Genomic DNA, 14243 nt, shown 5'->3' on the forward strand with positions numbered 1-14243 from the left:
ATTTTGTATAAATTTGCAACACATAAAGATACAACTTTCTTTTATACATACAAATTTTAAATATTCTGTTTTGATTACAAAAGAAAATATATTGGCAATCGCCAAAAAAACAATACTCTCTGAAAGTGAAGCAATTATAAAGTTAATTGATTTTCTGGACGAAAATTTCTTCGAAGCAACCCAACGTATTTACGAAACTAAAGGCCGATTGATCGTTACAGGGATTGGAAAAAGCGCCATCATTGCACAAAAAATGGTTGCCACTTTTAACTCAACCGGAACGCCGTCGATGTTCCTGCATGCCGCAGAAGCTATTCACGGTGATTTAGGAATGATTCAAAATGATGATATTATAATTTGTATTTCAAAGAGCGGCAACAGTCCGGAAATCAAAGTATTAGTTCCGTTATTAAAACGCTTTGGAAACACCTTAATTGCTATTACTGGAAACGTAACTTCGTTTCTTGCAAAAGGTTCTGATTATGTTTTAAATACAACTGTCGACACAGAAGCATGCCCGATAAATTTAGCCCCAACAAACAGCACTACAGCACAGCTTGTTATGGGAGATGCTCTGGCAGTATGCCTTATGGAAATGCGTGATTTTAAACCCGAAGATTTCGCAGTTTATCATCCGGGAGGTGCTCTGGGGAAAAAACTTTTGCTTCGCGTAAAAGACATGATAGAACATTCTCTAAAACCAGCCGTTTCTCCGGATACTTCTATCAAAAAAGCAATTTTCGAAATTTCTGAAAAAAGACTGGGTGTTACCGCAGTAATTGAAGACAATAAAATTATCGGAATTATTACAGACGGAGACATCCGAAGAATGCTAAATGACGTAGATACTATTGCAAACTTAACTGCTAAAGATATTATGTCAAAAAATCCTAAATTAGTTTCTTCAGAAACTATGGCAGTTGATGCTTTAAATATTTTAGAAGATTTTTCGATCACACAGCTTATTGTGGCTGACAACGGCGAATACAAAGGAGTATTACATTTACATGACATTTTAAAAGAAGGAATCGTATAATGGCAAAGAAAAACCTTGGCGAGATGTCATTTTTAGACCATCTTGAAGAACTAAGATGGTTATTAGTTAGAAGTACAATTGCAATATGTATTATGGCATTTGCTACTTATTTTATCAGCGATTATTTGTTTGATGATATTATTTTAGGCCCAACAAGACCAACATTTTTTACCTATGTTTGGTTTTGTGATTTATCGCACCAGCTGGGTTTTGCAGACAGTATTTGTATTACCAAATTGAATTTCATTATTCAAAATACCGAAATGGAAGGTCAGGTAAACATTTTTGTATGGATGTGCTTACTAGCCGGTTTCATTTTAAGTTTCCCGTATATTTTATGGGAACTTTGGAAATTTATCAGCCCGGCACTTTATGAAAAAGAAAGAAAACATGCTAAGATATTTATATTCACATCTTCTCTTCTTTTCTTTTTAGGAGTAATATTTGGGTATTATGTAGTAATTCCAATGTCGGTTAACTTCGTGGCAACTTTCTCCATCAGTGAAATGGTTATCAATCAGTTTACTTTAGACTCTTATATGGGAATGGTAAAAACCAGTATTTTAGCCAGCGGATTGTTCTTTGAACTGCCAATTATCATTTATTTCTTAACCAAACTAGGACTAGTAACTCCTGAATTTTTAAGAAAATATTGGAAATATGCTGTTGTAATTATTTTAATTATCGCTGCAATCGTGACGCCGCCAGATGTTGTGAGCCAGACTATTGTTGCGATCCCAATGCTTATTATCTACGAAGTGAGTATCCTTATTTCGAAGATTGTTTATAAAAATAAATTGAAAGAAAATGTCTGAATTAATACAAGAGTTTAACGACTATCGTTCTAAAATGAACGAAAAATTACTAGCTGACAATAACAAAATTGTAAAGCGAATTTTTAACCTGGACACCAATGCTTATGCGCCGGGAGCTCTTGATGTAAAAACAAAAGAACTTTTAGGCTTAGTTGCTTCTGCTGTTTTGCGCTGTGACGACTGCGTAAAATACCATTTGGAAACCAGTTTTAAAGAAGGCGTGTCTAAAGAAGAAATGATGGAAGCCATGGGAATCGCTACTCTTGTTGGAGGAACAATCGTAATTCCGCACCTTAGAAGAGCTTACGAATTTTGGGAAGCTTTAGAAGAAGCCGAAACTAAATAATTGTTAATAGGTTTATTTGTTGAATCGTTTATTCGTTAATTTGTACCGAATAAACGATTCAAACGTTTAAACAATTAAACTTAAAAAATGAAATTAAGAGCCGATAATTTAATCAAAACATACAAAGGCCGAAGTGTTGTAAAAGGAATTTCTGTTGAAGTAAATCAAGGAGAAATCGTTGGTCTTTTGGGACCAAACGGTGCCGGAAAAACAACTTCTTTTTACATGATCGTGGAGTTGGTAAAACCAAATTCAGGAAATATTTATCTTGATGATTTGAACATTACCGATTATCCAATGTACAAACGTGCACAGCAAGGAATTGGTTATTTAGCACAGGAAGCTTCTGTTTTTAGAAAATTAAGTATTGAAGATAACATTCTAAGCGTTCTGCAGTTAACTAAGCTTTCAAAAGAAGCACAAATTGCCAAAATGGAAAGTTTAATTGAAGAATTCAGCTTAGAACATATTCGCACCAACCGAGGAGATTTACTTTCGGGAGGTGAGCGTCGCCGTACCGAAATTGCCCGCGCCTTGGCAACAGACCCGAAATTTATTTTATTAGATGAGCCTTTCGCCGGAGTTGACCCCGTTGCCGTAGAAGACATTCAAAGAATTGTAGCACAGTTGAAAAACAAAAATATCGGAATCCTGATTACAGACCACAACGTTCAGGAAACTTTAGCTATTACCGACAAAACTTACTTAATGTTTGAAGGAGGAATCCTGAAAGCCGGAGTTCCCGAAGAATTGGTAGAAGATGAAATGGTTCGCCGTGTTTATCTTGGACAAAACTTCGAACTTCGTAAAAAGAAACTTGAATTTTAGTTTAAAGTATTCAGTCGCAATTTTCAGTCACAGTACTGAAAACTGCGACCGTTAACTATAAAAAAATGAAATCAGAAAAACCAACTCAGGAAGATTACGACAAGTGGCACAAAGACCCAAAAAATTGGTATTTCGGATTTTGTTATTACAATCCTAAAGACAAACGATTACTTCCGCCAAAGAGAATTGAATGGATGGGTCTTACTATAAATTTTGCCAATCCTTATTCTGTAATGCTTTTGTTGCCCTTTCTGATAATTGTTATTTTAGTTTTATCAAAATAAAGCCAAGAAACTAGAAGTACACTACAACTGCGACCGAGACTGAAAACTTATTCAACCGTTATAAACTGCAGCTGTTCTATATCTCCATTATAAATATTAACATCAACACGATGTTTGATTCCCGGCAGAGAAGCTTTTTCTGTAAACTGCCAAAACAGCCAGTCGTCTTCAATTTTTTCTCTGTAGAAGTTGTAATTGGCAATCCAAAATAAATATTCTCCAAATTCTTCTTTTAAGAAATCAGAATAATATCGTTCACCGGAATAAATAATCGGACGAACCTGATAATGCTTTTCCACTTTAGTCAACCAACGTTTTAAACCTTTTTTCAAACTGTCCAACGGCTGATTTTTTGGCAATTTTTCAATATCTAAAACAGGGGGCAAATCTCCCTTTTGCAATTTTACCGTTTTAATAAAAAGATCAGCCTGCTCGATAGAATTTTCGTTTGGACGATAGTAATGGTAAGCACCACGCATGATTTTATTTTCTTTTGCACCTTCCCAATTACGTTTAAACTGTCTGTCAACGCGATCGTTTCCGGCTGTTGCCCGAATAAAAACAAATTGCACAGGATATTTTTCGTCTAAAATCTCAACTTCTTCCCAATCTACTTTTCCTTGAAATTCAGATACGTCAATTCCAACCACTTTTCCTTTATGATTTTCAAGAACACGAATATTTCTCACATCAGAAAGATGCTTACCTACCTCATCTTCATCTAAAACTTTATCTGTTTTAAATCCGAGATAATAAGCTAGTCCGGCACGATAATGATAAATTGTTCCAATGAAAAGCAAAGCCAGAAAGGAGAAAACAACAAAACGGATTACTCTGCCGAACAAAGATCGGCTAGGTTGTGGTTTTCGGGAATAAGAAGTTCTTTTTGTCGTTTTTCTTGCCATTCGAATAAAACTACTTTTTCAAAAACAAATTGTTTACAACTGAAAGTAAAACGTAAAAAATAATAATTAGAGGAATAGCTCCAAAATGAAATAATAAAAGTAAAACGAAAGAAATTAAAAGAAATACAACTTGCAAAGCATTGTCTTTTAAATTAAACTTTTTCACCTTTAAAGAAAACAACGGGATTTCAGCATTCAAAATATAAGCACTGCATAAAGTAATCACCAATAAAACCCATTGATTTGTCAAGATTTCAAGCAGCATTAAAGAATCTGAAAATTGTAAAACCAGAGGAAGACTTAAAATAAAAAGCGAATTTGCAGGCGTTGGCAATCCAATGAACGAATCCGTTTGACGTGTATCAATATTAAAATTTGCTAAACGATAACAAGAACCCAAAGTCACGATAAATCCTAAAAACGGAATCGCTGGATGAGTACCTAATTCATGAGCACTGTTTGTAAACAAAGTATACATTACATATCCGGGAGCTACGCCACTGGTTACCATATCTGCCAAAGAATCTAACTGAAGCCCAAGAGGGCTGGAAACTTTGAATAACCTGGCAAAGAAACCATCAAAAAAATCAAAAAAGATTCCGAGGCAAACCATATAAAAAGCCATTTCGTAATTAGCTTCAGAAATAAAAACTATTGCTACGCAGCCACAAAAAAGATTAATTAATGTAATTAAATTCGGAATGTGCTTTTTAATATTCATGTTTAGGTTTTGATAAATTTTGATTGACAAATTTCGCATAAATAAGCGACATTAGTAGAAAAAATTTCTATTAAAATTTCTATTAAACAAAAAGTAAAATTAAAGATAGATTCTTAAAAACTTAACTTTTACAATAATTTGAATTAGATGCATAAAATATTATATTTTTGATGAAAATTAAAACAGGCCTAAGTCTGCAAAAAAATATCGATTGAAAAAACTTTTTGCGTTTTTATTATTTTGGAATTTTACATCACAGTATGCCCAAACTGTTCGAAAATATTCGAACGAGTTTATGAATATTGGTGTTGATGCGGCGGCGTTAGGAATGTCGAGCGCTGTGACAGCCTCTACAAATGATGTAAATTCTGTTTATTGGAACCCGGCAGGTTTAACCAATCTTGAAGACCATCAGCTTTCTCTAATGCACGCCAGTTATTTTGCCAATATTGCACAATATGATTTTATTGGTTATGCAAGCCCAATTGACGATCGAAGCGCCTGGGGAATTTCAATGATTCGTTTTGGAGTCGATGATATTATGGACACCACGCAGTTAATCGACAGTCAGGGAAATATTGATTATAATAGAATCCGTTTGTTTTCGACAGCCGATTATGGTTTTACTTTTTCATACGCCAGAAAACTTCCGGTAGATGGCTTTCAATACGGAGTAAATGCAAAAATTATTCGAAGAGTTATTGGTAAATTTGCCAATTCATGGGGTTTTGGTTTTGATGTAGGACTGCAGTTTGAGCACAATGACTGGAAATTTGGATTAATGCTTCGTGATATTACAACAACTTATAATGTTTGGAATATTGATGAAGAGGAATATGCGAAAATTGCAAATGCAATTCCGGGAGAAAATAATGAATTACCGGAAAGCACTGAAATAACACTGCCAAAAGCACAATTAGGAGTTTCTAAAAAATTTGAATTTCATAACGATTATAGTCTTTTGGCTGCCGGAAATTTGAACATGCGTTTTGAACAGACAAATGATATTATTTCGTCAAAAGTAGTAAGTATTGATCCTGCACTTGGATTTGAGTTTGGATATACCGATCTTGTTTTTTTAAGAGCCGGAGCCGGAAATTTTCAGAATGTGATGCAATTAGACAATACTGAAAAATTGAGTTTTCAGCCTAATATCGGACTAGGCTTTAAATACAAAGGTATTCAGGTTGATTACGCTTTAACTGATTTAGGAAATCAAAGCGCAGCTTTGTACTCAAATATATTTTCGATAAAAGTTGATTTGGGTATTTTTAGATAAAAATTACAAAAACGTTGAACTTCTTAAAATTTTAAATTATGAAAAAGGTCCTTTTACGAAAAACACTTTTTAGTTTACTATTATTACTAAGTTTTGCAATTGGCTTTAGCCAAAACGTTCCTTTATCAAAATATGCCAAAATAAGCGTTATTACATGCGGATTAGGAAATGAAACGTATTCATACTTTGGTCATACCGCAATTAGAGTTGCAGATCCAATCAACAATCTTGATGTCGTATACAATTATGGAGCCTTTGACTTTAGAACTCCAAATTTTGTTGCCAAATTTACAAAAGGTGACTTACAGTATTTTGCAGTTGCTCATTCATTTGCCGATTTTATAAATGATTATACTTCTGAAAAAAGAAGCGTTTTTGAGCAGGAGCTACTTGTTTCTCCAGAGTTAAAACAAAAGTTGTTTGACAAGTTAAATGCCGTATTATTTTCGAACGAACGTTATTATACTTATAAGTTTATTGACAAGAATTGTACTTCTATGGTTGTCGATGTTATCAATTCGACTTTAGGCAGCAATGTAATTGTAAAAAAACAAGACACAGATAAAACGTATCGTTCTATTTTGTTTCCTTATTTTAATGGTCATTTTTATGATCAATTAGGAACCAGTATCATTTTTGGGACTAAAGTCGATCAATTAGGAACTAAAATTTTCCTGCCATTTGAGCTAAAAAACAGTTTAGAAGACACTACTTTTCAAGGTCATCTTTTAGCAGCAAAAAGCCAGACACTTTTAAGTTTTGAAAAAGAAACTCCTAGCTCATGGTGGAACAACATTTATACCTATTTGTTTATTTTAGGGTTTGTAGTTGTGGTACATAATAAAGTAGTAGACAAAATCTATCTTTTGATTCTATCTTTAATGGGAATCTTTTTTGTTTCGGTTGGATTTTATTCTTTTCACCAAGAACTGGCGATGAATTATAACGTATTGTTATTTAGTCCGTTTTTATTGATTCTGATTTTCTTTTCAATTGCAAAAAACAAAAGATGGACGTATAGGTTTGCTGTTTTACATTTAATTTTTCTGATTGTTTACAGCATATTTATGATCAACAAAGCACACTTTTTAATTGTCCTGCCAATGATTATTACAAGCGGTTTTGTTTTAGTAAGAGTTGCAATAAGAAACAAAAAACGTATCCCGATAATTATTTAATTATTGGCCGCGGTAAAATAAAACAGTTGTAATTGTTTTAAAAGTAATACTCAAATCAAGAAATATACTTCTGTGTTTGATGTAATATAAATCATATTGTAATTTTATCAAACTTTCGTCAATAGATTCTCCGTAAGAATAATTTACCTGTGCCCAGCCTGTAAGTCCAGGTTTAATAACATGACGCGTTTCATAAAAAGGCATTATTTTGGCAATTTCATCAACAAAAAATGGTCTTTCGGGTCTTGGCCCAATTACAGCCATATCTCCTTTTAAAACATTATAAAACTGCGGTAATTCGTCTATTCTGGATTTACGCATGAATTTACCAAAGGGAGTTATTCGTTTATCGTTTGAGACTGCAAAAACAGCTCCATTTGTTTCAGAAGCTTCAATCATGGTTCTGAATTTATAGATTTTAAAAACATTTCCATTTTTCCCCACTCTTTCTTGTGTATAAAATAAACTTCCTTTATTCGCAATAAGATTTCCGACAAAAATAAAAGGAATTAAAAAAAGACAAATCAGGAGACCTGTGAAAGAAAAAACTAATTCTAAAAAGCGTATCAAAAACAAATATAATTTGTTGTTATTGCTTCGGCTGAAAGGGAAAAAACGATAAAAATCACGTTCAATATAATGCACAGGAATACGCTGTGTTTTACTTTCGTATACCTGAGTATATTCTCTAATTATGTTTCCCGACTCCAAAAGATGTAATAATTGCTGATATAAATCAGGAGTGATACCATCTGTCCTTTGAGAAGCAATAACAATTTCTGAAACATTATGCTTTATTACAAATCTCTCCAGGTAACTTTTCTTAATTTCTTTTACGTAATGAAAATTAGAACTGGTTTCAGAAAGTGAATCTGAATTCACGAAACCAATTATTTTATAATGCGGATCAACATTTTCAAGTCCCAAAACCAATTCTTCAACCTGCTCCTTATCACATATTAAAATTACATTTTGAGAAAAACGATGGGATGCAAGAAAAATGGCATAAAAAAAACGCCATAGCAGCATAATAAGTAATACTACCGAATAAAAAATCAAGATTACTAAACGCTGTTTTGGAAGTTCGGGAGATAATACTGGCGTAAGAAGATAAACCAGAACTGCTGTAGAAACAGAAAGAACAACACTTTTTAGTACCTGAAACTGATTACTTGCAACTTGCAGATTATACATTTCGAAAATAGTTCCAAAAATCAACAAATAACCAATAAACATAATAGGTCTGTATATGGTTTCGCTTTCAAATGCAAAATAATGAAAATCGAAAAAGACATTTAAAAGATACAATATTACTGCAACAAAAAAAATATCCGATGCAAAAAGCAAAACTTTTCGCTCTGAAATTTCAAAATGCATTTTCCTTTTTGGACGCATATATTTATGTAGATTAAGGGCTTTAATTTGAGGCAAATGTATTATAAAAAAACAATTTACCTAATAGGCTCATTTGTTTTTTCAGGAATTTTTACCTGAACAGAAAGAAGACATAAGGCATAAACAAATGCAGGAGCCGCAATTCGCATAGCTGCGTGATTTATTGTAAGCAGCCAAAAAACAAAAAACGATAAAAAGTACAGATGCTGCCGGTTATTAATGTATAATATAAAAGGAGTTACAAATAGGATTAGTAGTCCAAAAATTCCAAATAATCCGTGTTCACTAAACATTCTTGTGATTTCATTATGAGATGCTGTATCTTGTCCAAATGACTCTTTTCTTAACTCTTTTCCCATTCCTGCTCCGACACCTGTAACAGGGTTGTCTAAAAACAATTGATATTCTGCACCCATAATTGCTTCTCTTCCGCCCAGCCGATCATTTTTCACTCTTCCTCTTGCATCTTTATTGGCATATCTTTTTTCTATGAGCCCACTTGTTTGTAAGGAAGTATATCCCCAAATTCCAATTCCTAATAAACCAACTAAAACTACAACCAAGCTTAGTTTAGTTTTTCCGATAGAATTAGAAAAATAGTACATTAAAAACATTAAACACATAATCATAGCAACTCCAGCAACCACTCCGCCACGCGAAAAAGTTGCAATTCCTCTATAACTAACAAAAATGAAGAGAATTCCATTTAACAAAATCATTAGCTTCGTTTTTGAGAATAATACTAATTGTGAAAAGAATATAAACATTCCCAATCCTAAAATCGTTGAAACCTGATTTGGTCCGAATCCGCCCGAAGTCGCAAAATTAGAACTAGTCCCTTTAACCACTTCCTTTATACTTGGATTATATAAAAAAAGATAAACAACATTAGAAACTATTGGCAGCCCCATAAGCTTTAAAATTTGCTCTAAATCTGTAAATGATATTCTCCTTTTATACATATATATAGAACAAAAAGCTAAGCAAAACGGCCCAGACAAATTAAATACTAAAGCTTTTTTTACATCTGTATCAAAATGTGCTGTAACAGTTGCTACTAAAATTCCCGGAATTAATAAAATTAGGAATAAGCCATAAATAAGTGCATTCGTAGAAAAATTTCTATAGAGCATGCCCAGCAACATAAATATCATAACACAAATCTTTATGTACTCATTGTTAAAGTTACCTCCGGTCATCCTTAAAAAAACCTCAACACCAACTAAATATGCCGAAACATACAGAACTTCATTATTCTTATTTTTATTTCGGGAAACAAAGTATAATCCGATAACAGGAATTAGGAATGCGTAAACTTTTGATAAAAGCGGTATTGTAAAAACAACTAAAGCAATTACGGCATGAATAAAAACCGCAAAACCATAAGACATGATTTTTTTCATTACTTTATCTTTTATATTCTAAAATTAATTTTTCGACCACGACTTCTTCTGAATAATTTTTAATAACCGACATTTTAAAGTTAGAAGAAACTTTTTTTCTCAGGAAATCATCCTCAATCATTTTTTTTAATTGGCATTTGATTTCAAAATCATTGAGAGGATTAAATAACAATCCATTAAATTCATTTTGAATAATCTCAGAGCAAAAACCAACATTAGTAGATACAACACCGAGATCATTCATAGCATATTCCAGCAATGTAACAGGAAATCCTTCTTGTGTAGATGCTAAAACTCCAATCGATGCCTGAGATAAAATATTTTTAATATCTCTTCTTTCTCCGTACAAATGTATATGATTTTCTAATGAATTTAATTTTATAAAGTCTTTTAGTTCTTCTGAATAACTGTTTAAATAATCTTTGCCAATTAAATGAAGACTCCATTCAGACTCGTACAATTTTAATTCTTCATAAGCCCTAATAATTGCAATATGATTTTTAGGTTCTTTTAAATTTGCTAAAAAAACAATTCTTTTACCTTCTTTTCCCTTCAAATTTGTTATTTGGGTATTATCTTTTTTATCAATGGTAAAATTTGGAATGAAAACTACCTTTTTACAAAGCAGGTTCTTTGTACTCCAATTTTTTAATTGATAATTAACAACAAAAATGGAGGAAAAAAGAAGTGAAAATAAAAACAAAACTTTATTTTCTTTTCGTGATTCTTTAACTCGGGTTCCATAATGTTCATGCCATATAATCTTAGCTTTTGGTAAAGTCAACTTAACCAAAACAGCAATAAAAAAAGAAGAGCTGTGCGCATGAATGATATCAATTTTATTTTTGACTATGTATTGTCTTAATTTAAATATAGCCTGGATATCAATTTTCTTCTTTTTATTTAAACACAAATACGAAACACTTTCGCTTATTTGATCAAGCAGCTGACCTTCTTTTCTAGTAGCAATTAGTCCTGAAAAAGTTATCTTCTTTGATAATGCATTAGCGTAATTAACGGCCATTCTCTCGGCACCACCGGCTTCCAGTGAATCTATTAATTGCACCACTCTCATTTAATCAACATTTTTTTTATTTCAGATTCAAAAAGTTCAGTTGTATAATATTGAGACCATTCACTTGCCTTTTCACTCATTTCTAAAAAATGTTTTTCATCTGAAATAAGATTTACTATTTGATCTAAATCTTTCTCTAAATTTTTATCTAATAATATTCCTCTTTTTCCACCGCCAAGCATATAAGGAACACATGAAACTTTTGTTGCTATTGGTACGCACCCCCAAAACATCCCCTCTGCAATTGCTTTCGGCCAACCTTCACTTTTAGAAGGCAAAATTACAAAATGACTTTTTTTGTATGCACTTTTTAAAGTTTCCTTACTTTGATTTCCTTTTAAAAAAATAATATTTTCCAGTTGATTTTCTTTTATATATTTTTCTAAAAAAGTTCGTTCGACACCTTCTCCATATAAACTTAAAGTTACAGAATGCACCTTTCTGGCTAATTCTTCAACTAATTTTATAGCATAAATCGGATCTTTTCCCGAAACCAAACTTCCTGCAAAAACAAACTCTATAACTTGGTTTAATGATGTTTTTTCAATTGCTTCTTTTTCATTTTCTGAATAAGTTGCTGTAAAAAAGGACTTAATATTTTTAGTTTGTTTTTTCCAATCTCCATAAACTAAAACTGTCATATTTTTAGTTAAAAAAGTATTATTTAGGATCTTTTTTTGCAGCTTATAAGTCCAAGGCTGCTTACTTTGAGGATCCCAATTCCCAGCATATTTTGCCGTTTTTGTTTTATTTGGAAAAAAAATCTGCACAAAACATCCCAACAAGCCCATATTTCCAGGGCATCTTAAATGGATATGATCCGCATTTTTCATTGCCCAAAAAATTTTCCAAAGGATGAAAGGAATTTTAAAAACAGAAAAAATGCTGTTTTTAAAACTTGTAAGATTAAAATCAGGTATGCTCCTAAAATCGATTTCAGTATAATTATACGAAATGTCTATAGCGGTTTGATTAAGATTTTTTAATGGAGCAACAATTATCAATTTATTGATATGCCGAAGCCATATATTCATTTCGCTAACATAAGGAGCATAACCATAAAATTGATTATTTTCTTCAATATGTCTAACATGTGTTATTATAACAAATCTCATTTAAATATTTTTTTTGAGAAATTCAGACAATATTTTCCAGATTAAATCTCTGTAAATGGTAATTCTCGTTTGATCATCAAGTTAAAAAAATCAATATTTTGTTTTATATTATTTTCTAAACTATATTTTTCGAATACAAATTCTCTAGCATTTTTGCCTATTATTTCTGTTTCCGCTTTGTTAGCAAGAAGCCAAACAATCTTTTCAGCAATATCTTTCGGATTATAAGGATCACATAATAATCCGGTTTTAAAATCTTCTATAGCTTCAGGGCCTGGGCCTAATTTGGTAAAAACAACAGGTTTTCCCATAGCCATTGCTTCTGGGGCGACTAATCCCTGAGTTTCCATATGAGACGGAAAAACACAAACCTCAGCTTCTGAATATGCTAAAGGAATATTGGAATAAGAAATGGCTCCATGAAAGTGAATGTCTTTTATTATTTCTCCCAACTGAGGCAATTCTTTTTCTTTTAGCATTTGAATGTACGAACTACCGTCTGGATAAAACCAATCTCGTCCATAAATTTCTAAAGCAGCATCCGGAAATTCTTTTTTCACATATGGAAAAGCCTGAATTAGTTGGCGTATTCCTTTTTTTTCGCAAACTGTACCGGCAAATACAATTTTATCAGCAAGTTGGGTATTAATTATCGGCTTAAAAAAATCCGTATCAATAGGGTTACTTATGTAAGCTATCGGTTTATTTTGATAACTTAAATACTGCTCTGTATGTTTTTTTACATATTGAGAAACTGCAATAAAACCATCAGCTTTACTAAAAGATTTCTTTTCCTGAAATCCTTTCCATTTATTAATTTTTCTATTCTCGCTCTCAGCAAAAAAATGATGACCTCCGTGTAAACGGATTATGTATTTAATATCTTTTAATTTATTGATAAAAGCGAGACCTAGTTCAGAGGATTCAACAATATGTATTGGGTCTTTTTTATGAATTGCCTTAATTTTACTATTGATCTTTTTGGAATTTAAATACCAAGAAAACCCTTTTACTACGCTCTTTTTTAATCTATAAATCTTTATACCATCTATTATGTGAGTTTCATCTTGGGCGACATAATTTATTCCAACAACAGATACCTTCAAGCCTTTTTTAACCAATGCGCTACCGATCGTTTTTACAAAAGTACCTATTCCTCCATGTGGAAAACCATCTTTTGGAAATTCATTTGTTAAGAAACAGATGTGCATTTATATATGTTTTTGAATAAAGTTTTCAATTGGCAAATAGAAATCATTTATGTTTAGTTTAATTTTTTCTTCAGACCAATTCCACCAGCTAATAGTATTTAATGCGTCTATAATTTCTTGATTGTGCTTGAATTTAACTACTTGTGCAGGTATACCTCCTACTATTGCATAATCTGGAACATCATTAGATACAACCGTACCTGCCATAATTGTAACCCCGTTTCCTATTTTTATTCCTGGCAAAATAGTTGCATTCATACCAATCCAAACATCATTACCAATTATGATATTCGCTTTTTGAGGTTTTAAGTTATTCTTTATATCTCCAGCTTTATATCTTACATTGTTAATTGTAACCTCATCTTCTTTCTGTAAAACTTCGTGAAATAAGGGGAAAGAAGTAATTTGACTTTCTGTATGAAAACCAGAATCGCAAACAAAATTTACATCATTTGCAATAGAACAATATTTTCCTATTGTTAAGCTGGAATCGTTATACCATTTCCATGCAAAAGCTCCATTGTCATAGGTTTTATCTCCAATATTCGCCCATTTAGCATCTTTTAAATAGACTTTATTTTTGCCTTTTAAGTAATTATAGTAATTAATTCCGAGAATATGCCACAGTAGTTTTCTGATATTCTTTATCATA

15 protein-coding genes are annotated in these 14243 nt (G+C 32.2%); 7 read left to right on the forward strand and 8 right to left on the reverse strand.

The features are described from left to right. The first annotated feature begins 70 nt into the window (after window positions 1-70). The 5 genes from BKM63_RS02800 to BKM63_RS02820 all read left to right on the forward strand — a co-directional run bounded on the left by BKM63_RS02800 (window position 71) and on the right by BKM63_RS02820 (window position 3309). Window positions 71-1036 carry a KpsF/GutQ family sugar-phosphate isomerase gene (locus tag BKM63_RS02800; RefSeq protein WP_071635157.1) on the forward strand — a complete coding sequence of 322 codons (966 nt, stop codon included), beginning with the start codon at window positions 71-73 and terminating at the stop codon, window positions 1034-1036. Beyond that, complete coding sequence (tatC, locus tag BKM63_RS02805; protein WP_071635158.1) at window positions 1036-1851, forward strand: twin-arginine translocase subunit TatC; 816 nt, start codon at window positions 1036-1038, stop codon at window positions 1849-1851. The genes BKM63_RS02800 and tatC overlap by 1 nt, the downstream gene beginning before the upstream one ends. Beyond that, on the forward strand, window positions 1844-2197 hold the full coding sequence (locus BKM63_RS02810) for a carboxymuconolactone decarboxylase family protein (protein ID WP_071635159.1): 354 nt from the start codon (window positions 1844-1846) through the stop codon (window positions 2195-2197). Before tatC ends, BKM63_RS02810 begins: the two co-directional genes overlap by 8 nt. An 87-nt stretch (window positions 2198-2284) precedes the next feature. Then, the gene (gene lptB / locus BKM63_RS02815) at window positions 2285-3025 is read left to right on the forward strand and encodes an LPS export ABC transporter ATP-binding protein (RefSeq protein WP_071635160.1); all 741 of its coding nucleotides are present in this window, start codon (window positions 2285-2287) and stop codon (window positions 3023-3025) included. Window positions 3026-3090: 65 nt separating this feature from the next. Next, a complete protein-coding gene (locus BKM63_RS02820) occupies window positions 3091-3309 on the forward strand; it encodes a DUF5808 domain-containing protein (protein ID WP_071635161.1) in 219 nt (72 codons plus the stop codon). 47 nt (window positions 3310-3356) lie between these two features. Here BKM63_RS02820 and BKM63_RS02825 read toward each other — a convergent pair whose 3' ends face one another. Continuing rightward, on the reverse strand, window positions 3357-4214 hold the full coding sequence (locus tag BKM63_RS02825) for a glycoside hydrolase family 25 protein (RefSeq protein WP_071635162.1): 858 nt from the start codon (window positions 4212-4214) through the stop codon (window positions 3357-3359). A 10-nt stretch (window positions 4215-4224) separates the two neighbouring features. Continuing rightward, window positions 4225-4935 (reverse strand): CDP-alcohol phosphatidyltransferase family protein, encoded by a 711-nt coding sequence (locus tag BKM63_RS02830; RefSeq protein WP_071635163.1) that lies wholly within the window; start codon window positions 4933-4935, stop codon window positions 4225-4227. A 295-nt stretch (window positions 4936-5230) separates the two neighbouring features. Between BKM63_RS02830 and BKM63_RS02835 the strand changes: the two genes are divergently transcribed. Together BKM63_RS02835 and BKM63_RS02840 are read left to right on the forward strand one after the other, a co-directional pair. Beyond that, on the forward strand, window positions 5231-6214 hold the full coding sequence (locus BKM63_RS02835; protein WP_071635564.1) for a PorV/PorQ family protein: 984 nt from the start codon (window positions 5231-5233) through the stop codon (window positions 6212-6214). Between the two features lie 38 nt (window positions 6215-6252). Further along, window positions 6253-7392 (forward strand): DUF4105 domain-containing protein, encoded by a 1140-nt coding sequence (locus BKM63_RS02840; protein ID WP_071635164.1) that lies wholly within the window; start codon window positions 6253-6255, stop codon window positions 7390-7392. Here BKM63_RS02840 and BKM63_RS02845 read toward each other — a convergent pair whose 3' ends face one another. From BKM63_RS02845 to BKM63_RS02870, 6 genes are read right to left on the reverse strand one after another with little or no spacing between them, the layout of a single operon-like run. After that, window positions 7393-8787: a sugar transferase gene (locus BKM63_RS02845; RefSeq protein ID WP_071635165.1), complete on the reverse strand. Its 1395-nt coding sequence runs from the start codon at window positions 8785-8787 to the stop codon at window positions 7393-7395. Between the two features lie 56 nt (window positions 8788-8843). Beyond that, window positions 8844-10190: an O-antigen ligase family protein gene (locus tag BKM63_RS02850; protein ID WP_071635166.1), complete on the reverse strand. Its 1347-nt coding sequence runs from the start codon at window positions 10188-10190 to the stop codon at window positions 8844-8846. Window positions 10191-10194: 4 nt separating this feature from the next. Next, window positions 10195-11265, reverse strand: coding sequence for a glycosyltransferase (locus tag BKM63_RS02855; protein ID WP_071635167.1), 1071 nt, complete (start codon window positions 11263-11265; stop codon window positions 10195-10197). Further along, window positions 11262-12380, reverse strand: a complete 1119-nt coding sequence (locus tag BKM63_RS02860) for a glycosyltransferase (protein WP_071635168.1) — start codon at window positions 12378-12380, stop codon at window positions 11262-11264. Before BKM63_RS02860 ends, BKM63_RS02855 begins: the two co-directional genes overlap by 4 nt. A 41-nt stretch (window positions 12381-12421) precedes the next feature. Further along, a complete protein-coding gene (locus tag BKM63_RS02865) occupies window positions 12422-13591 on the reverse strand; it encodes a glycosyltransferase family 4 protein (protein WP_071635169.1) in 1170 nt (389 codons plus the stop codon). Further along, a complete protein-coding gene (locus tag BKM63_RS02870) occupies window positions 13592-14242 on the reverse strand; it encodes a CatB-related O-acetyltransferase (protein ID WP_071635170.1) in 651 nt (216 codons plus the stop codon). Window position 14243 lies beyond the last annotated feature (1 nt).

It is taken from the genome of Flavobacterium johnsoniae (assembly GCF_001879205.1).
GTDB classification, from domain to species: Bacteria; Bacteroidota; Bacteroidia; order Flavobacteriales; family Flavobacteriaceae; genus Flavobacterium; species Flavobacterium johnsoniae_A.